This window comes from Pseudomonas machongensis (assembly GCF_034961125.1).
GTDB classification, from domain to species: domain Bacteria; phylum Pseudomonadota; class Gammaproteobacteria; order Pseudomonadales; family Pseudomonadaceae; genus Aquipseudomonas; species Aquipseudomonas machongensis.
Genome location: NZ_JAYFUI010000180.1, coordinates 97,853 through 115,191 on the forward strand (window position 1 = coordinate 97,853; position 17,339 = coordinate 115,191).

The 17,339-nt window shown below is 65.5% G+C and carries 19 protein-coding genes; 16 read left to right on the plus strand and 3 right to left on the minus strand.

Going from position 1 to position 17,339, the window contains the following annotated elements:
* Positions 1-4: 4 nt before the first annotated feature.
* The 4 genes from VA602_RS16440 (at position 5) to VA602_RS16455 (ending at position 2,637) form a co-directional block, all read left to right on the plus strand.
* Positions 5-793 (plus strand): ParA family protein, encoded by a 789-nt coding sequence (locus tag VA602_RS16440; RefSeq protein ID WP_054895567.1) that lies wholly within the window; start codon positions 5-7, stop codon positions 791-793.
* Complete coding sequence (locus tag VA602_RS16445; RefSeq protein WP_063545672.1) at positions 793-1,692, plus strand: CheW domain-containing protein; 900 nt, start codon at positions 793-795, stop codon at positions 1,690-1,692. The genes VA602_RS16440 and VA602_RS16445 overlap by 1 nt, the downstream gene beginning before the upstream one ends.
* Before the next feature lie 68 nt (positions 1,693-1,760).
* Positions 1,761-2,240, plus strand: a complete 480-nt coding sequence (locus VA602_RS16450; protein WP_016393802.1) for a chemotaxis protein CheW — start codon at positions 1,761-1,763, stop codon at positions 2,238-2,240.
* 1 nt (position 2,241) lies between these two features.
* A complete protein-coding gene (locus VA602_RS16455; RefSeq protein WP_323453716.1) occupies positions 2,242-2,637 on the plus strand; it encodes a DUF2802 domain-containing protein in 396 nt (131 codons plus the stop codon).
* A gap of 197 nt (positions 2,638-2,834) precedes the next feature.
* Here VA602_RS16455 and VA602_RS16460 read toward each other — a convergent pair whose 3' ends face one another.
* From VA602_RS16460 to VA602_RS16470, 3 genes are all read right to left on the minus strand, one after another.
* On the minus strand, positions 2,835-5,717 hold the full coding sequence (locus tag VA602_RS16460; RefSeq protein ID WP_323453717.1) for a dermonecrotic toxin domain-containing protein: 2,883 nt from the start codon (positions 5,715-5,717) through the stop codon (positions 2,835-2,837).
* A 149-nt stretch (positions 5,718-5,866) separates the two neighbouring features.
* Positions 5,867-6,205 (minus strand): EscU/YscU/HrcU family type III secretion system export apparatus switch protein, encoded by a 339-nt coding sequence (locus tag VA602_RS16465; RefSeq protein WP_323453718.1) that lies wholly within the window; start codon positions 6,203-6,205, stop codon positions 5,867-5,869.
* A complete protein-coding gene (locus tag VA602_RS16470; RefSeq protein WP_323453719.1) occupies positions 6,202-7,770 on the minus strand; it encodes a flagellar hook-length control protein FliK in 1,569 nt (522 codons plus the stop codon). Before VA602_RS16470 ends, VA602_RS16465 begins: the two co-directional genes overlap by 4 nt.
* A gap of 246 nt (positions 7,771-8,016) precedes the next feature.
* Between VA602_RS16470 and ccmA the strand changes: the two genes are divergently transcribed.
* The 12 genes from ccmA to VA602_RS16530 all read left to right on the plus strand — a co-directional run bounded on the left by ccmA (position 8,017) and on the right by VA602_RS16530 (position 17,230).
* The gene (gene ccmA, locus VA602_RS16475) at positions 8,017-8,649 is read left to right on the plus strand and encodes a cytochrome c biogenesis heme-transporting ATPase CcmA (protein ID WP_323453720.1); all 633 of its coding nucleotides are present in this window, start codon (positions 8,017-8,019) and stop codon (positions 8,647-8,649) included.
* Positions 8,646-9,314, plus strand: a complete 669-nt coding sequence (gene ccmB, locus VA602_RS16480) for a heme exporter protein CcmB (RefSeq protein ID WP_063545669.1) — start codon at positions 8,646-8,648, stop codon at positions 9,312-9,314. The genes ccmA and ccmB overlap by 4 nt, the downstream gene beginning before the upstream one ends.
* Positions 9,315-9,360: 46 nt before the next feature.
* On the plus strand, positions 9,361-10,128 hold the full coding sequence (locus VA602_RS16485) for a heme ABC transporter permease (RefSeq protein WP_054895615.1): 768 nt from the start codon (positions 9,361-9,363) through the stop codon (positions 10,126-10,128).
* Positions 10,125-10,301, plus strand: a complete 177-nt coding sequence (gene ccmD / locus VA602_RS16490; RefSeq protein ID WP_153774575.1) for a heme exporter protein CcmD — start codon at positions 10,125-10,127, stop codon at positions 10,299-10,301. The genes VA602_RS16485 and ccmD overlap by 4 nt, the downstream gene beginning before the upstream one ends.
* Positions 10,298-10,753, plus strand: a complete 456-nt coding sequence (gene ccmE / locus VA602_RS16495; RefSeq protein WP_323453721.1) for a cytochrome c maturation protein CcmE — start codon at positions 10,298-10,300, stop codon at positions 10,751-10,753. Before ccmD ends, ccmE begins: the two co-directional genes overlap by 4 nt.
* Positions 10,754-10,764: 11 nt before the next feature.
* Entirely contained in the window at positions 10,765-12,738 is a 1,974-nt protein-coding gene (locus VA602_RS16500) for a heme lyase CcmF/NrfE family subunit (RefSeq protein ID WP_323453817.1), read from the plus strand.
* Positions 12,735-13,271, plus strand: a complete 537-nt coding sequence (locus VA602_RS16505) for a DsbE family thiol:disulfide interchange protein (protein WP_151925590.1) — start codon at positions 12,735-12,737, stop codon at positions 13,269-13,271. The genes VA602_RS16500 and VA602_RS16505 overlap by 4 nt, the downstream gene beginning before the upstream one ends.
* Complete coding sequence (locus VA602_RS16510; protein ID WP_063545664.1) at positions 13,268-13,744, plus strand: cytochrome c-type biogenesis protein; 477 nt, start codon at positions 13,268-13,270, stop codon at positions 13,742-13,744. The genes VA602_RS16505 and VA602_RS16510 overlap by 4 nt, the downstream gene beginning before the upstream one ends.
* A complete protein-coding gene (ccmI, locus tag VA602_RS16515; RefSeq protein ID WP_323453722.1) occupies positions 13,737-14,924 on the plus strand; it encodes a c-type cytochrome biogenesis protein CcmI in 1,188 nt (395 codons plus the stop codon). Before VA602_RS16510 ends, ccmI begins: the two co-directional genes overlap by 8 nt.
* A 12-nt stretch (positions 14,925-14,936) precedes the next feature.
* The gene (locus VA602_RS16520) at positions 14,937-15,362 is read left to right on the plus strand and encodes a hypothetical protein (protein WP_065862031.1); all 426 of its coding nucleotides are present in this window, start codon (positions 14,937-14,939) and stop codon (positions 15,360-15,362) included.
* 103 nt (positions 15,363-15,465) lie between these two features.
* Positions 15,466-16,404 carry a 2-hydroxyacid dehydrogenase gene (locus VA602_RS16525; RefSeq protein WP_125929335.1) on the plus strand — a complete coding sequence of 313 codons (939 nt, stop codon included), beginning with the start codon at positions 15,466-15,468 and terminating at the stop codon, positions 16,402-16,404.
* A 37-nt stretch (positions 16,405-16,441) separates the two neighbouring features.
* Positions 16,442-17,230, plus strand: a complete 789-nt coding sequence (locus VA602_RS16530) for a PhzF family phenazine biosynthesis protein (RefSeq protein ID WP_323453723.1) — start codon at positions 16,442-16,444, stop codon at positions 17,228-17,230.
* The last annotated feature ends 109 nt before the right edge of the window (positions 17,231-17,339 follow it).

The window sequence follows — 17,339 nt, forward strand, 5'->3', positions numbered from 1 at the left end:
CACGATGAGAGTCTGGGCAGTAGCCAATCAAAAAGGTGGCGTCGGCAAGACCACCACCACCATCGCCCTGGCCGGTCTGCTGGCCGAGGCGGGCAAGCGCGTGGTCGTCGTCGACCTCGACCCGCACGGCTCGATGACCAGCTATTTCGGGCACAATCCCGACGCCCTGGAGCACAGCTGCTACGACCTGTTCCTGCACAAGGGCGTGGTGCCCGAAGGGCTGCCGGGGCAGTTGCTGCTGCCGACCAGCCATGAGCGTATTTCGTTGCTGCCCTCGAGCACTGCACTGGCGGTGCTGGAGCGCCAGTCGCCGGGCCAGAATGGCCTGGGCCTGGTAATCGCCAAGAGTCTGGCGCAGCTGTGGCAGGATTTCGACTTTGCCCTGATCGACAGCCCGCCCTTGCTGGGTGTGCTGATGGTCAACGCCCTGGCGGCCAGCCAACAACTGGTGATCCCGGTGCAGACCGAGTTCCTCGCGGTCAAGGGCTTGGAGCGTATGGTCGGCACCCTGGCGATGATCAACCGCTCACGCAAGCAGGCGCTACCCTTCCAGATCGTCCCGACCCTGTTCGACCGCCGTACCCAGGCCTCGCTCGGCACGCTCAAAGTGCTGCGCGACACCTACGGCGAGCAGGTCTGGCAGGGTTACATTCCGGTCGACACGCGCCTGCGCGATGCCAGCCGCAACGGCGTCACGCCCTCGCAGTTCGACGGCAAGAGCCGCGGTGTGATCGCCTACCGGGCGCTGCTCAAGCACCTGCTGACCTACCGCAACGCATTGCAGGTGGCCTGATGAACCGTGCCCCGCAGATCACCAGCAAGCCGCAACTGGCCTTGCAGTCGTACCTCGACGGCCTGTTGCAGGAAGCCACCGAGCCGGTTGAAGTGCCTGAGGCGCCGCTGCCGACAGTGCAGCCACAGGCAGCCGAGCCCAGCGACGAATTCGCCGCTGCGGTTCGTGAAGAACAAGCCCGCGACGCCGTCCGCCAGCCCGAGTCGGTGGTGGCGCTCAAACCCTTTGCCGAGCCTGCGCCCAGGATCCTGCCGACGCTGTTGCCGCCGGTGGAGCCGGTGGTCAGCGTGGTCGAAGAGCAAGTGCTGGCCGAGGCTTCGATTCCGGTGCTGACCCAGACCCAAGCCATAGAGCCGGTCGCCCCGCTGGTCGAAGTCCACCTGCCGTCACCTGCTGCACCGGTGCCGCCGGCTACCGTCGACGGGCGTCCGGCCTGGGCTGCGGAGCCTTTCGAATGCCTGCTGTTCGACGTCGCCGGGCTGACCCTGGCGGTGCCGCTGGTGTGCCTGGGGTCGATCTACAGCCTGGCCGGCCAGGAGCTCACGCCGCTGTTCGGCCAACCGGACTGGTTCCTCGGCATCCTCAGTTGCCAGGCCGGCAACCTGAAGGTGCTGGACACCGCACGCTGGGTCATGCCTGACCGTTACCGCGAGGATTTCCGCCAAGGCTTGCAGTACGTGATTTCCGTGCAGGGCTACGAGTGGGGGCTGGCGGTGCATCAGGTCAGCCGCTCGCTGCGCCTGGACCCGGCCGAGATCAAGTGGCGCAGCCAGCGTGGCCAACGCCCGTGGCTGGCGGGCACGGTGATTGAACACATGTGCGCCTTGCTCGACGTCGCCGAGCTGGCCGAGCTGATCGCCAGTGGTGCGGTCAAGCAGCTGAATACCAAACACAACTGACATGGGCGCCGCATCTGCCGCGGCCTCAACGAGCACACCGCCAACGGCGGTACAAGAGGGCTAGGGGAATGAAAAAGTCGTCTGCACAAGGTTCCGAAGATCCGATCCTGCAGTGGGTCACCTTCCGTCTGGACAACGAGTCCTACGGCATCAACGTCATGCAGGTGCAGGAAGTCCTGCGCTATACCGAAATCGCTCCAGTGCCGGGTGCGCCGAGCTATGTGCTCGGTATCATCAACCTGCGCGGCAACGTGGTCACCGTGATCGACACCCGCCAGCGTTTCGGCCTGATGCCCTCGGACGTCACCGACAACACCCGTATCGTGATCATCGAGGCGGACAAGCAGGTGGTCGGCATCCTGGTCGACAGCGTGGCCGAAGTGGTCTATCTGCGTCAGTCGGAGATCGAGACTGCGCCGAACGTCGGTAACGAAGAGTCGGCCAAGTTCATCCAGGGCGTGTGCAACAAGAACGGCGAGCTGCTGATCCTGGTCGAGCTGGACAAGATGATGACCGAGGAAGAGTGGTCGGAGCTGGAGAACATCTGAGGTGATCTTCGAGGCTGCGGTAATCCTCCTGGCGCTGTTGTGGGCGCTTAGCCTGTGGTTCTTCCTCAACTACAGCAAGCGCCAGCGCGAGCTGGCCAGCCAGCAGGCCCAGGGCGATGCGCTGCGTGATCAGCGCATCAGGGACCTGGCGAAACGTCTGGATGACTACCAGAACGGTACCGTGCGCATGGGCGAGGCGATTCACGAACTGCGTTCGGTGGTCGCGCCCTTGCCGGAAAAGGTCCAGCAGCTTGAGCAGCGCGACCCCAACAGCGTCACCTTCACCCAGGCGGCCAAGCTGGTCAACATGGGTGCCAGTGTCGAGGAACTGACCCAGACCTGCGGCCTGACCCTGGCCGAGGCGCAGCTGATGAGCAAGCTGCACCGCGGTGAGTGAGGGGTGCTGGCAGGCTGAACGACTTGGGGGCGCACTGCGCCCCCGAGTCGTTTGTGCGTCGGCACCTGTCAGGCGCTCGTGCCAATAACGGTCGAGCATGCTGTTGTAGATGTCGTTGAAGTCCAGTCCCAGATGAACTTCTGCAAGGCCTGGGCGCGCCGCACCTGTCGGTAGCGTTCGCAGCAGCAAGCTGGCCATCAGCCCTGGCCGGCAGTCGAGCCGAATTTCCACGAGTTGGCATTGCCCATGTCGGCCACACGCTCCAGCGGCACCAGCCGCTCCCGCGCTTGTTGGTAATCCGCCAGATCGAACAGGGCCTGATGATTGATCGCTGGCAGGTTGAACACCTCGGTCGCGTTTCTCAGTGTGTTGAGCTCCGGCAGGTTGCGTTCGATCACCGCATTGAGCACACCGGGACCGGTGAGCTGGTTGAGCTGGTGCGAGTAAGCCCGCAGGCCTGCCGGATTGCCCAGCGGATCGGGCCTTGGGCTGGTGTAGAACGCTGTAGCGCCTTCTTGGGTGCGGTAACGGTAGAGGATCTCGTCGGAGATCTGGTTGAGCAGCGGGTTGAAGGGGCGGCTGCCGATCATGCTGGTGTTGTAGTGGGTGTACATGCCCAGGTCGGCGTTGCTCACCGGGCTGTTGAGCAGCAGGTTGTACAGTGGCGTCACCAGCGGCACCCGATCGATGCTGGCGCGTGCGCCGCTGGCCGAGGGCTCGGTCAGCAGCTGGTCGTCGAGGTCCAGGTACAGCCCGCCTTCGGCGTGCAGGATGCGATAGCGCAGGATGTCCGAGGCAGAGGAGAAGTTGCAGGCCACCCCGCCATTGCCGTCGATGGCGGCCTGGTACTGCTCGAAGTACTCGCTGTCGCGAAACGTGTGGTAGAACGTCTGGTGTTCCAGCGTCGATACCTGCAAGCCCTTGTCGATGCGGCTGGCGAGCAGCGCCATGTTCTCGGCGTGAGCCGCGGGGCTGGCGTTGGAGAGATACAGGCGCAGCTGGTACTCGCTGTGTTCGAGGGCCTGCAGGTTGTGGTCGAGGGTCTCCAGATACAGCTGGCCTATTGGCTGGTCACCCACCCACAGCGAGAAGATCTGCTTGGGTATGGCGATGCCCGGTGCTCTGCCCAGCGCGGCGAAGTCCACCGGCAGCGGCAGGTCGATACCCAGTGCGCGCAAAGTTGCCGTACGCGAAGCCGAGGTGACGCTGCGCTCGAAGGTGTTGGCCGGGACCAGCGCTCTTGAGCTGCCGGAGGCCAGGGCGGACGGGTCGACGATGTACCCGGTGCGGTCGCTGTCCAGGGTGCGCTGGCGCAGGAACGCGTCCTGCTCGGCGTCATACACCAGCTCGCTGTGCGAGTCGCCGATCTGACCGAACAGGGTGTCATCGCCGCTGAAGCTTCGGCTGCGCAAAATGTCGTCGCCAGCCAGTGGCGCTGGTGCGGGCAGCGGCGCGGCAGGCGTGAGGTCTTCGAAGAACGGCGCTGCCGCCTGTTCGGGCAGGCGCGGTGGTCTGATCGGGCTCAGCGGGTAGCCGATCTGGCCGTTGATCCGCCTAGGTTTGATGAAGCCTGACGAGGCGCGGCTAAACAGCGAGCGGCCGGCTTTTGCGCCCTGCACCAGGCCCGGCGCAGCGCCCAGCGCGCCGAACACGGCTTGCTGAATGCCTTCGCTGCGCGCTTGCGGGTCGTTGTCGTTGAGCGCCTGATCCAGCCCGAGGCCGAACTGCACGGCGCTGCCCAGCACCAGCAATGGGATGAGTTCGGGGGCCACCAGCAGCAGCGGGGCCAGCAGGTTCATGCTCTGGTAGAAGTAGCTGCGCCAGGTGGCCTTGCTCAATTGCCTGTCACTGGTGATGAGGTACTCGGCGTCGGCCAGGCTGCGGCGGCGCTGGGCCTGGGCGACGGCGCGGAACAGGTCATGCTCGAGCAGTGGACTGTAGGTATCGGCCTTGTAGTTGACGTAGATGGCCGGGTCCCAGTACTCCACCACCTTCTGCATGCCGCTGGGTGGCATCGGCAGCGTGAGCACTGCGCGCGTGCCCAGTTTTCTCAGCGCGTTGCCCAGCCCGGCGAGGAACGGGCCGTCATCGACGTCCTCGGCGCGGAAGTGGTAGAGCAGAGCACTGCGCAGTGACGGCTGGCGGCAGCATCCGGCGAGCCAGCGAGCCATGCTCGTTGTATCGGCAAACTCATGCAGCGGATGCTCGCTGCCGGGGATGTAGAGCAAGGTCAGGCCAGTGACACGGTCGCTCAGGCAGAGAATGTCGCTGGAGCAGTAGCCGTAGAAATTCAGCAGCCTGGCTTGAACCGCGTTGTCGGCGAGCCGTTTGCTGGTAGCGATGCGCTCGACCCCGGCGCTGCGCCAGGCCAGGCTGCGGGCCTGCTCGCTGAGCCGGCCCAGCAGCACCTGGCGGTTGCAGGCGGCGAGGAACGCGATGCGGGCGCTGAGGGCATACCGCTCCTGCGAGGTTTGCCAGAACGCTTCGAGTTCCTGTTTGAACACGTTCTTGAAGTCCAACTGCCAGATGAATGCCTGGAACGCCTCGGCATCGAGCTGCAGGTAGCTGCCGGCATCGAAGCGCTGCGGTGTGCCGGGCAGGAACAGGCCGTGAAACTCGATGTGCACATCGGTATCAGTCAGTAGGCCCGCTGCGGGCAGTTCCTCGACGATCGACAGACTGCCGTGCGCCAGGGCTGTGCGCAGTGGCATGTGCCGCTGGCGCGGGAGCATGTCGAGCAGCAGCGCGGCCATTTCCGCGGCGGTGGACGGGCGAGTGAGCTTCTCCAGAGCTTGCGACACCAGCTCGCTGATGCTCCGGTCCTGCCAGTTGACCAGCAGCGCCTGGGTCATGCTCATCTGCTCGGCGATTTTCGCCAGCCAGCCGCGGCCGTCGACGTACCGGCAATGCAGGGTCACTGCCTGGGTGGTGTCCGGATCGAGCTCATGGCCGTGTTGCCGGGCCCAGGTGCGGATCCTCGTGCTGGCACTGCGAGCGGGGGTGGGAATCAGCGTTGCTGTCTGTTGTACGTGCTGTATGCCTTTGCTGCCGACAAAGGCCTGGGGGAGAGGTTTGGACATGGAGTGGATCTCCGGTTGCGGGCTCGGGAGAATCCGTGTGATGGGGGAGTGGCAGGTAATAGATATTGCTTGTGCGGGGGTTCGCATCCCTTTCAGGTATTCGTGTAGAGGCTGGCAGGTGTTCGCCGAAGATGTTGCAGCGCCCACCTTCACAGAGTGCCGTTAGGCAGGCGTGGTAGGTCCGGGGGGACATCGCGCTCACCGGGTGCTGTGTCGTTGAAACCGGCCGGTACCTTGCCGCGCAGTTGCCAGGCAAACGCGATGATCTCGGCGATGGTCAGGTACAGCGCCTCGGGAATCTGCTCGCCAAGCTCCAGCCGCGCCAGCAGGCGCACCAGTTCGGCGTTCTCGTAGATCGGCACTTCATGTTCGCGGGCCAGGGCGAGGATGGCTTCGGCCAGTTCGTCCTCACCCTTGGCGCTCAGGGTGGGCGCCTGATCACCGTCGTAGCTCAGGGCAATGGCCTGGCGGGGGGCTTTGTTGCTCATGCGGTTTCATCCACCCAGCGTTGTTCCAGTCGTGTGCGCGGACCTTGTGGCGGGATGCCGGGGTGACATTCCAGGTCGCCAACGTCCAGGCCCCGTGCCAGCAGGCGTTCGCGCAGGCTGCCAAGCTGGCTGTCGATCAGTTCGGCGGTTTGCGGGCGCTCCGCCCACAGCTGGCCGCTAAGCCGGCCTTGGGTGAGCTGGGCCTGGACCTGTAATGGGCCCAGCGGCGGCAGGTCGAAGGCCAGGTCGATGCGCCACAACGACTCGAGTGGATCGCGCTGCTCGCGCTGCGGGTCGGCCTGCTGCCGCGGGGTGTCCTCGCGTTGCAGCTTGGCCTGCAGCGGGATGAACTCCTGGCCGTGGCGCAAGGGGATCTCGGTTTGCCAGGTGGTCTGCTGGTTGCCGCTCTCGGTGGTACCGGTCTGCTGCAGGCTGGCCAGTTGATGGCTTTGTACCCGCGAAATGGCGGCGGCGGCCAGGCGCAGCAGTTGCTGCAGGTCGCCTTTTTCTTCCAGGCTTTGCAGCAGACGTGAGGGCAGGGGGAAGGTGCCGGGCTGCGGGCGGCTGCTGACTTGGTCGAGCATGCCCAGGGCGCTGCGGGCCATGCCCGGCAGGACCTGGGCCAGGGCGGTGGCGGCCAGCGCCGGATTGAATGTGGGGTTGCCCGGAACGCTCGGCAAGACTTGCGCCACCAGGCGCACCAGCTGCGCCTTGAGGTCTGGAGCGACTCCCGCGCCAAGGCCGCCGAGCAGCTTGGCCTCGAGAAACGCGCCACTGTTGTTCAGCGCCTGGGCGATGCTCTTGGCGTCGCCCAACTGTGCGGGGGTTGGCAGGCTGGCCAGCAGGCGCGCGGCGGTAGCGCTCAGCTCGCTGTTGCCAGCGGGGGCACTGGCGATCTGCTGCAAGGCGTTGAGCAAGGTTGGCAGCGATGCCTGACGGCTGGTTTGGGTCAGCAGTTGCTGGGCGATGGTCAGTTGGTCCTGGCGCCCGCTAAGGGGTACGAAGCGCAGCGACTGGTCGCCTTGCACCAGCGCGCTGAGCAGGCTGCCGAGCGCCAACGGACGTGGGCTGTCGATGGTCAGCGTAGCGCCGGCCTGGCTGCTGTTGAGCAAACTCACCAGCGAGCGGAACGCTGTGGTCTGTGCCGCGCTGCCGGGCAGTGCCTGGCTGGTCAGCACCTTGCCCTGCAGCAAGTTGCCGATCGGTATCTTGCCGGTGTCGAGCTGAGTGAGGGTGGCGATGTTGCTGGCGCTGGCCTGTTGCAAAACCACCGCCAGGCGGTTGCTATCGGCTTGGCCAAGCGTGATCTGGCTGCCGGGGGGCAGGGGCTGGTTGGCACTGGCCTGCACCTGGGCCTGGTTGCCGTTGGGCAGGCTCAGGCGCAACAGCATCATGAAGTCCTGGCCCACCTGGCGCAGGTTCAGCACTTCGGCCTGGGCAGTCTGGCCCGGGGGGATCAGGCCGGGTTGTGCTTGACTCAGGCGCAGCAGCTCACCGGTCAGGCTGGCCTTGGCCACCTGCGCTGCGAATGCGCTTTGTGCGCCGAGACTATTGATTTCCGTCATGATTGTATACAACCTGTCGAGCCAGCCCTCTTGGCAGCGGGATGGCACATGTAATAATGCCGGGCGCGTTGCCACTGCCAGTATAACGGCCAGTGGCAGGGCGACTTGAGACAAGGGTGTTGATCTGCGGTGTTTCATTCGCGGGCAAGCCCGCTCCCACAGGATCGCTGCTGCTTCTGTGGGAGCGGGCTTGCCCGCGAAGAAGGCGCACTGCTCGACACGCCATGAACAGCATAAGGCGAAACCGTGACCCTCCACCTCCAAGCCGCGAACCTTGCCTGCGAGCGCGACTGGCGACTGCTCTTCGAGCACCTTGACTTCGAACTGCGCCCCGGCGACATGCTGCAGGTCAGCGGCCCCAATGGCAGCGGCAAGACCAGCCTCCTGCGCCTGTTGGCCGGCCTGATGCAGCCGACGGCAGGGCAGATCCTGCTCGATGGCCGCGCCCTCGGCGAGCAGCGCCATGCCCTGGCCAGTATCCTGCTGTGGATCGGGCATGCTGCCGGGATCAAGGAATTGCTGACGGCCGAAGAGAACCTTGCCTGGCTCTGCGCCCTGCATCGACCCGCGACCCGCGCGGGCATCTGGACGGCTCTCGAGGCGGTCGGCCTGCGCGGATTCGAGGATGTACCTTGCCACACTCTCTCGGCCGGCCAGCAGCGCCGCGTCGCCCTGGCCCGCCTGTACCTGGACTGCCCGCCACTGTGGATCCTCGATGAACCGTTCACCGCCCTCGACAAGCAGGGGGTGGCCCAGCTCGAAGCGCACCTGGCCGCGCACTGCGAGCAGGGGGGGACGGTGGTGCTGACCACCCATCACAACCTCGAGCGCAGACCGTCCGGCTACCGTGAACTCAACCTGGGGCAGTGGGCGGCATGAGCGTCTTCCTTCTGTTGCTGCGCCGCGAAGCGCGCCTGTTGTTCCGTCGCCCGGCAGAGCTGGCCAACCCGCTGGTGTTCTTCGCCATTGTCGTGGCGCTGTTTCCGCTGGCGGTCGGCCCCGAGACGCAATTGTTGCAAACCTTGTCGCCTGGACTGGTCTGGGTCGCGGCCTTGCTGGCGGTATTGCTGTCGCTGGACGGCCTGTTCCGCAGCGATTTCGAGGATGGCTCGCTGGAGCAGTGGGTGCTGTCACCGCATCCACTGCCATTGCTGGTGCTGGCCAAGGTTTTGGCGCACTGGACCTTTTCCGGGCTGGCGCTGGTATTGTTGGCGCCACTGCTGGCGCTGATGCTGGGTTTGCCAGTCGCCTGCCTGCCGGTGCTGCTCGGCTCGCTGCTGCTCGGCACTCCGGTGCTGAGCTTGCTGGGTGCGGTGGGCGCGGCGTTGACGGTCGGGCTCAAGCGCGGTGGTTTGCTGCTGGCGTTGCTGATTCTGCCGTTGTATATCCCTGTATTGATCCTGGGCAGTGGTGCGTTGCAGGCGGCGTTGCAGAATATGCCCGCGACCGGACACCTGCTCTGGCTGGCCAGCCTGACCGCCCTGGCCGTGACACTGACACCCTTTGCGATAGCGGCCGGCCTGAAGATCAGCGTCGGCGAATAACGAGTCCCGGGCACCGAAGTCCGGCAAAGACCCTGGATGTACCCTGATGAAAATGAGCTGGACGTGGTTCCACAAACTGGGTTCCCCCAAATGGTTCTATGCCATCAGCGGCCGCATGCTGCCGTGGCTGACCATCGCTGCCGTGCTCCTGCTGCTGGTGGGCATCGCCTGGGGCCTGGCTTTCGCCCCGCAGGACTACCAGCAGGGCAACAGCTTCCGCATCATCTATATCCACGTACCTGCGGCCATGCTCGCGCAGTCCTGCTACGTGCTGCTGGCGGTCGCCGGTGTGGTGGGGCTGGTGTGGAAGATGAAGCTGGCCGACGTCGCCCTGCAGTGCGCCGCCCCCATCGGCGCCTGGATGACCGCAGTGGCGCTGGTCACCGGGGCGATCTGGGGCAAACCGACCTGGGGCAGCTGGTGGGTGTGGGACGCGCGCCTGACCTCGATGCTGATCCTGCTGTTCCTGTACTTCGGCATCATCGCCCTGGGCCAGGCCATCAGTAACCGTGACAGCGCCGCCAAGGCCTGCGCGGTGCTGGCCATCGTCGGCGTGGTCAACATCCCGATCATCAAGTACTCGGTGGAGTGGTGGAACACCCTGCACCAGGGCGCCACCTTCACCCTCACCGAAAAACCGGCCATGCCTGCCGAGATGTGGCTGCCGCTATTGCTGACGGTGCTGGGGTTCTATTGCTTCTTCGGCGCCGTGCTGCTGCTGCGCATGCGCCTTGAAGTGCTCAAGCGCGAAGCGCGTGCCAGTTGGGTGCGCGAAGAGGTGCTCAGCAGCCTGGGCCGGGAGACCGTGCGATGAGTTTCGCCTCCTTCAGTGATTTCCTCGCCATGGGCCATCATGGCCTGTACGTGTGGTCGGCCTATGGCATCTGCCTGATGGTACTGGCGATCAATGTCGCCCTGCCGCTGCAGGCCCGCCGCCGCTACCTGCAAGAAGAGGCGCGCCGTCTGCGCCGGGAGAACCACCAGTGAATCCGCAGCGCAAGAAACGCCTGTTGCTCATCCTCGGCCTGCTGGTCGGCGTCGCCGTAGCCCTTGGCTTTGCCCTGAGTGCCCTGCAGCAGAACATCAACCTGTTCTACACGCCCACCCAGATCGCCAACGGCGAGGCGCCGCAGGACACACGCATTCGCGCCGGCGGCATGGTCGAGAAGGGCTCGGTGCAGCGCTCGGCCGACTCGCTCGACGTACGCTTCGTGGTCACCGACTTCAACAAATCGGTGCCGATCACCTACCGTGGCATCCTCCCGGACCTGTTCCGCGAAGGGCAGGGCATCGTTGCCTTGGGCAAGCTCAACGCCGAGGGCGTGGTGGTGGCTGACGAGGTGCTGGCCAAGCACGACGAGAAGTACATGCCGCCTGAAGTGACCAAGGCACTCAAGGAGAGCGGCCAGGCCAACGCTGCCGGCGAGGTCAAGCCATGAACGCTGCCTTGGTGATCCCTGAGCTTGGCCAGTTGGCGATGATCCTGGCCATCTGTTTTGCCGTGGTGCAGGCCAGCGTGCCGCTGCTCGGTGCCTGGCGCGGCGACCGTCTGTGGATGAGCCTGGCGCGCCCGGCGGCCTGGGGCCAGTTCGCCTTTCTCGCCTTTGCCTTCGCCTGCCTGACCCACGCCTTCATGACCGACAATTTCTCGGTCGCCTATGTCGCCCACAACTCCAACACCGCACTGCCCTGGTACTACAAGTTCAGCGCTGTGTGGGGCGCCCACGAAGGCTCGCTGCTGCTCTGGGCGTTGATCCTGGGTGGCTGGACCTTCGCCGTGTCGGTGTTCTCGCGCCAGTTGCCGCAGGTGATGCTGGCGCGGGTGCTGGCGGTGATGGGCATGATCAGCACCGGTTTCCTGTCGTTCCTGATCATCACCTCCAACCCGTTCACCCGCCTGCTGCCACAGGTGCCCACCGACGGTCGCGACCTCAATCCGCTGCTGCAGGACTTCGGCCTGATCGTCCATCCGCCGATGCTGTACATGGGCTACGTGGGCTTCTCGGTGGCCTTCGCCTTCGCCATCGCGGCGCTGCTCGGTGGTCGCCTGGATGCCGCCTGGGCGCGCTGGTCGCGGCCCTGGACCATCGTCGCCTGGGCCTTCCTCGGCATCGGCATCACGCTCGGCTCCTGGTGGGCCTACTATGAGCTGGGCTGGGGCGGCTGGTGGTTCTGGGATCCGGTGGAAAACGCCTCGTTCATGCCATGGCTGGTCGGCACTGCGCTGATTCACTCGCTGGCAGTGACCGAAAAGCGCGGGGTGTTCAAGAGCTGGACCGTGCTGCTGGCCATTGCGGCGTTCTCGCTGAGCCTGCTGGGTACCTTCCTGGTGCGCTCCGGGGTGCTGACCTCGGTACATGCCTTCGCCGCCGACCCGTCGCGCGGTGTGTTCATCCTGATCTTCCTGTTGTTCGTGGTCGGCGGCTCGCTGACCCTGTTCGCCCTGCGCGCACCGGTGGTCAAGAGCCACGTGGGCTTTGGCCTGTGGTCGCGCGAGACGCTGCTGCTGGCCAACAACCTGGTGCTGGTGGTGGCGGCCTCGATGATCCTGCTGGGCACTCTCTACCCGCTGGTGCTCGACGCCCTGACCGGCGCCAAGCTGTCGGTCGGCCCGCCTTATTTCGACGCCCTGTTCCTGCCGTTGATGGCGCTGCTGATGGTAGTGCTGGCGATTGGTGTGCTGGTGCGCTGGAAGGATACGCCTGGCAAATGGCTGTTCGGCATGCTGACGCCGGTGCTGATCGGCAGCGCGGTCCTGGCGCCGGTCGCCGGGCTGATCGTCGACGACTTCGACTGGCCGGCGCTCAGCGTCTTCGCCCTGGCCGCCTGGGTGGTGCTCGGCGGGGTGCGCGACATCCTCGACAAGACCCGTCACAAGGGCCTGCTCAAGGGGCTGCGCGGCCTGCATCGCAGCTACTGGGGGATGCACCTGGCGCATCTGGGGTTGGTGGTGTGTGCCCTGGGCGTGGTGCTGTCGAGCAACAACAGCGCCGAGCGCGACCTGCGCATGGCGCCGGGCGAAAGCGTCGAACTGGGCGGTTATCACTTCCTGTTCGAGGGCGCCAAGCACTTCGAGGGTCCGAACTTCATCTCCGACAGGGGCACCATCCGTGTGTCGCGCGAGGGGCGTGAAGTGACCGTGCTGCACCCGGAAAAACGCCTGTACACCGTGCAGCAATCGATGATGACCGAGGCCGGTATCGATGCCGGCTTTACCCGCGACCTCTATGTCGCCCTGGGCGAGCCACTGGAAAACGGTGCCTGGGCGGTACGGGTACACATCAAGCCCTATGTGCGCTGGATCTGGCTGGGCGGCTTGCTGACCGCACTGGGCGGGCTGCTCGCAGCGCTCGATCGGCGTTATCGGGTCAAGGTCACGGCGCGGGTGCGCGATACATTGGGCCTGTCTGGAGCGACGGCATGAAGCGTTGGATCATGGTAGTGCCATTGGCGGTGTTCCTGCTGATGGCCGTGTTTCTGTACAAGGGGCTGTTCCTCAAGCCCGACGAACTGCCGTCGGCGATGATCGGCAAGCCATTCCCGGCATTCTCGCTGCAGAGCGTGCAGGGCGACCGGACCCTGACCCAGGCCGACCTGCAGGGGCGACCGGCGCTGGTCAACGTCTGGGGCACCTGGTGCCCATCGTGCAAGGTCGAGCACCCTTACCTGAACCAACTGGCCGAGCAAGGCGTGGTGATCCACGGCATCAACTACAAGGACGACAACGCCGCCGCGCTCAAATGGCTGGCCGAGTTCCACAACCCTTACCAGCTCGACATCCGCGACGAACAGGGCACTCTGGGCCTGGACCTTGGCGTGTACGGCGCGCCGGAAACCTTTCTCATCGACGCCAAGGGCATCATCCGCTACAAGCATGTCGGTGTGGTCGATGCCACGGTCTGGCGCGAGCAACTGGCGCCGTTGTACCAGGAGCTGGTCGATGAGGAGCGGCCATGAAGCGCTGGCTTGCCGCCGCCGTACTTGGCTTGAGCCTGGCCGGCATGGCCAGGGCGGCCATCGATACCTATCAGTTCCGCGACGATGCCGAGCGCGAGCGCTACCAGCAACTGACCAAGGAACTGCGCTGCCCCAAGTGCCAGAACCAGGACATCGCCGACTCCAACGCACCGATCGCCGCCGACCTGCGCCGGGAGATCTTCCGCATGCTCGGCGAAAACCAGAGCAACCAGCAGATCATCGACTTCATGGTCGATCGCTACGGCGACTTCGTACGCTACAAGCCAGCGCTGACGGCGCGTACCTGGTTGCTCTGGTTCGGCCCTGGCGTGTTGCTGGCTGGCGGCTTCGTGGTGCTGGCGGTGATCGTCCGTCGGCGCCGCAGCCCGGTGGCGCAGGGCAACTCCGAACTCTCCGTGGACGAACGCGAACGTCTCGCCAAACTGCTGGATAAAGAACAGACCCATGACTGAATTCTGGCTGAGTGCGGGCCTGCTGTTGCTCGCCGCCCTGGCTTTCCTGCTGATCCCGATCCTGCGTGGCCGCCGCCAGCAGCAGGCCGAAGAAGACCGCACCGCGCTCAACGTGGCCTTGTATCAGGAGCGGGTCGCTGAGTTGACTGCGCAGCAGGAGGCCGGGGTGCTCGACGCCGGGCAACTGGCCAAGGGCCGCGACGAGGCGGCCCGTGAACTGCTGTCCGACACCGAAGGTAGCGAGGCGCCGCGTCAGGGGCATCTGGGCAAGACCCTGCCGCTGGTGGCTGCCGTGCTGGTGCCGGTAATGGCGCTGGGGTTGTACCTGCATTTCGGCGCCGCCGACAAGGTCGAGCTGACCCGTGAGTTCGCCGATGCGCCGAAAACCATGCAGGAGATGACCACGCGCCTGGAGCGTGCCGTGCAGGCCCAGCCAGACTCTGCCGAGGGTCTGTATTTCCTCGGCCGCGCCTACATGGCCGACCAGCGTCCAGGCGATGCCGCCAAGGCCTTCGAGCGTGCGGTCGCCCTGGTCGGTCGTGAACCCGAGCTGCTCGGGCAGTGGGCCCAGGCGCAGTACTTCGCTGCCGACAAGCAGTGGAGTGCGCAACTGCAGAGCCTGACCGACGAAGCACTCAAGGCCGACCCGAACGAGGTTACCAGCCTGGGGCTGCGCGGCATCGCTGCCTTCGAGGGCGAGCACTATCAGGAAGCGATCGATTACTGGCAGCGCCTGCTGGCGCAACTGCCTGAAGGCGATGCCTCGCGCGCCGCCCTGCAGGGCGGTATCGACCGTGCCGCCGACAAGCTCAAGGCCGATGGCGGCAAGCCGGTGCAGGCGGCGAGCCTGACCGTGCGTGTCGAGCTGGCCGCAGCGCTCAAGGACAAGGTCAAGCCGGACGACACCGTGTTCATCTTCGCCCGCGCCAGCAACGGCCCGCCGATGCCGCTGGCGGCCAAGCGGGTGACTGTGGCGCAGTTGCCGATCGAAGTGCAGCTGTCGGATGCCGACGCGATGATGCCGCAGATGAAACTGTCGGACTTCGCTGAAGTCCAACTGGTTGCGCGCGTATCGCGTGCCGGCCAGCCGACCCAGGGCGAGTGGATCGGCCAGAGCGCGCCGCTGGCTACCCGCGGCCAGCCAACCCAGCAGCTGACCATCGACCGTCCCGACCGATAAGAGATTGCCGCCATGAACCGCAGCGTACGCCTGACCCTGATCACCCTGGCCCTGGGGCTTTCTGCCTGTACGGTGCACCAGCCAGGCGAGCGCGAGTCGCTGCCACCGATCGAGACCACGCCACCACCGCACCAGGGGCCGGTGGTCAAGCCGCTACCGGGCGGACAGCCCGCACCGCAGCCTGGCGCGCCGTCCGGTATTCCCAAGCCGATGCCACGCACCTCCGCGAGCTTCGCGCCCCCGCCAGGCGGTGCCAGCCACTGGGACCCGAAGCTTGGCGTCTATGTGCTGGAGAAGCAGCCCAACACCTTCTATCGTCAGCGCACCTACTACCGTTATGACAAGGGCTGGAGCTGGTCGCTGAGCCCCAATGGCCCCTGGCAGGAAACCGACAGCAGCGGTGTGCCGGGCGGGTTGGGCAGGGCCTTCGCGCAGTAAGTATCCTTCACGTCCCTGTCGTGGGCTCGCCCCCGCGATAGAGGCCCTCGCAGTCTCCCGCCGAACTGGCATAATCCCCCTCTGAATCGAACCGGAGGGTGGCATGAGCAAGACAGTCCTGGTACTGGTGGAAACCGTCGATGATTACCTGCCGCTGCTGGAGCAGGCCGGTTACCGCCTGATTCGTGCCCCATCCCCGCAACGGCGAGCGCAAGCTATCGCCGAGCATGCCGAGCAGATCGATGCTGTCCTCACCCGTGGCCCGCTGGGCCTGACCGGTGCTGAAATCCAGGCACTGCCCAAACTCGAAATCATCTGCGTGATCGGCGCAGGCTATGAGCAGGTCGACCTGGCCGCCGCGAAGGCCCGTGGCATCACCGTCACCAATGGTGCTGGCGCCAACGCAGGCCCGGTCGCCGATCACGCCATGGCCCTGTTGCTGGCGATGTTGCGCGACATTCCCCGGGCCGATGCCAGCACCCGGCGCGGTGAATGGAACCGAGTCATCAGCCCATCGGTGAGCGGCAAGCGACTTGGCATCATCGGACTTGGCGCGATCGGCCAGGCCATCGCCAAGCGTGCAGCCCAGGGCTTCGACATGAGCGTCAGCTACCACAGTCGCACGCCGCGTGGTGATGTGCCCTACACCTGGTACGACAGCCCGTTGCAACTGGCCCAGGCCGTGGACATCCTGGTGATCGCCACCCCGGGTGGTGCCGGTACCCTGCATCTGGTCGATGCCCCGGTGCTCGAGGCGCTGGGGGGCGAGGGGTATCTGGTCAATATCGCCCGCGCGAGCGTGGTCGATACCCAGGCGCTCGTGCAGGCATTGCAGACGGGCGTTATCGCAGGTGCCGCATTGGATGTCTTCGATGACGAGCCTGCCGTGCCAGAGGCACTCAAGGTGTTGGGCAATACCGTGCTGACCCCGCATGTCGCCGGCCAGTCGCCGGAAGCGGCGCGCGACACCGTGACTCTGGTGCTGCGCAATCTCCAGGCATTCTTCGCTGGCGAGCCGGTGCTCACGCCAGTACTGTCGTAATCCCAGCTTTCGATCCCGCCTGACAAGGAGTGTGTGCATGCAACTTGAGATCTTCCAGGTCGATGCTTTTTCGGCCGAACCGTTTGGCGGTAACCCAGCGGCGGTGATTCCGCTGGACAGATGGCTGCCGGACGATGTGCTGCAGCGCGTCGCCGAAGAGAACAACCTGTCCGAGACGGCCTACTTCGTGCGTAACGGCGAAGGCTTCGACCTGCGCTGGTTCACCCCGGCCGTGGAGGTCGATTTGTGCGGCCACGCCACGCTGGCTTCGGCCTGGGTGTTGTTCGAGCAGTTGCATGAGCAGGCCGAGGTGTTGCGCTTCAATACCCGCAGCGGTGAGTTGCGCGTCAGCCGCGGTGCAGATGGCTTGCTGGCCATGGACTTCCCGGCCAAGCAACCTGTGGCGGTGGACATCCCCGATGGCCTGCTCGAGGCCCTCGGCCTGGCGAGCGCCCGCGCGCTGTACCGCTCGGATGACTTCGTGGTGGTGATCGACGATGCAGCGTTGATCGATCCACTCAAGCCCGATTTCGTCGCGCTGTCGGCCTTCGATGTGCGTGGCATTGCCGTGACTGCGCCGGGGCGCGGCTTCGACTTTGTCACCCGCTGGTTCGGCCCTCGCGTGGGGATCAACGAAGATCCGGTGACCGGCTCGGCACACACCTCGCTGGCGCCTTACTGGTCCGAGCGCCTCGGCAAGCGCAGCCTCAGCTGCGAGCAGGGCGGGGTGCGCAAGGGGCAGTTGCAGTGCGAGGTGCCGGGTAACGGCCGGGTGATCATCAGCGGGCGTGGGGCGCTGTATATGCGAGGGACAGTGTTCATCTGACGGGCGAGGGTGGCTGGCGGGCCTCTTGTGGGAGCGGCGGTTTGCCGCTGCGACTTGCCCGCGAAGAGGGCTGTAGCTGCACCGCTATACTTTGCAGCTTCCTCACCCG

Bases quoted from the DNA above. Each gene is read 5' to 3' on its own strand.
- ccmI (WP_323453722.1), top strand. From the start codon at position 13,737: ATGACTGAATTCTGGCTGAGTGCGGGCCTGCTGTTGCTCGCCGCCCTG.
- VA602_RS16520 (WP_065862031.1), top strand. From the start codon at position 14,937: ATGAACCGCAGCGTACGCCTGACCCTGATCACCCTGGCCCTGGGGCTT.
- VA602_RS16450 (WP_016393802.1), top strand. From the start codon at position 1,761: ATGAAAAAGTCGTCTGCACAAGGTTCCGAAGATCCGATCCTGCAGTGG.
- VA602_RS16460 (WP_323453717.1), bottom strand. From the start codon at position 5,717: ATGTCCAAACCTCTCCCCCAGGCCTTTGTCGGCAGCAAAGGCATACAG.
- ccmB (WP_063545669.1), top strand. From the start codon at position 8,646: ATGAGCGTCTTCCTTCTGTTGCTGCGCCGCGAAGCGCGCCTGTTGTTC.
- VA602_RS16510 (WP_063545664.1), top strand. From the start codon at position 13,268: ATGAAGCGCTGGCTTGCCGCCGCCGTACTTGGCTTGAGCCTGGCCGGC.
- VA602_RS16530 (WP_323453723.1), top strand. From the start codon at position 16,442: ATGCAACTTGAGATCTTCCAGGTCGATGCTTTTTCGGCCGAACCGTTT.
- VA602_RS16505 (WP_151925590.1), top strand. From the start codon at position 12,735: ATGAAGCGTTGGATCATGGTAGTGCCATTGGCGGTGTTCCTGCTGATG.
- VA602_RS16465 (WP_323453718.1), bottom strand. From the start codon at position 6,205: ATGAGCAACAAAGCCCCCCGCCAGGCCATTGCCCTGAGCTACGACGGT.
- VA602_RS16525 (WP_125929335.1), top strand. From the start codon at position 15,466: ATGAGCAAGACAGTCCTGGTACTGGTGGAAACCGTCGATGATTACCTG.
- VA602_RS16485 (WP_054895615.1), top strand. From the start codon at position 9,361: ATGAAAATGAGCTGGACGTGGTTCCACAAACTGGGTTCCCCCAAATGG.
- VA602_RS16445 (WP_063545672.1), top strand. From the start codon at position 793: ATGAACCGTGCCCCGCAGATCACCAGCAAGCCGCAACTGGCCTTGCAG.
- VA602_RS16470 (WP_323453719.1), bottom strand. From the start codon at position 7,770: ATGACGGAAATCAATAGTCTCGGCGCACAAAGCGCATTCGCAGCGCAG.
- VA602_RS16440 (WP_054895567.1), top strand. From the start codon at position 5: ATGAGAGTCTGGGCAGTAGCCAATCAAAAAGGTGGCGTCGGCAAGACC.
- ccmD (WP_153774575.1), top strand. From the start codon at position 10,125: ATGAGTTTCGCCTCCTTCAGTGATTTCCTCGCCATGGGCCATCATGGC.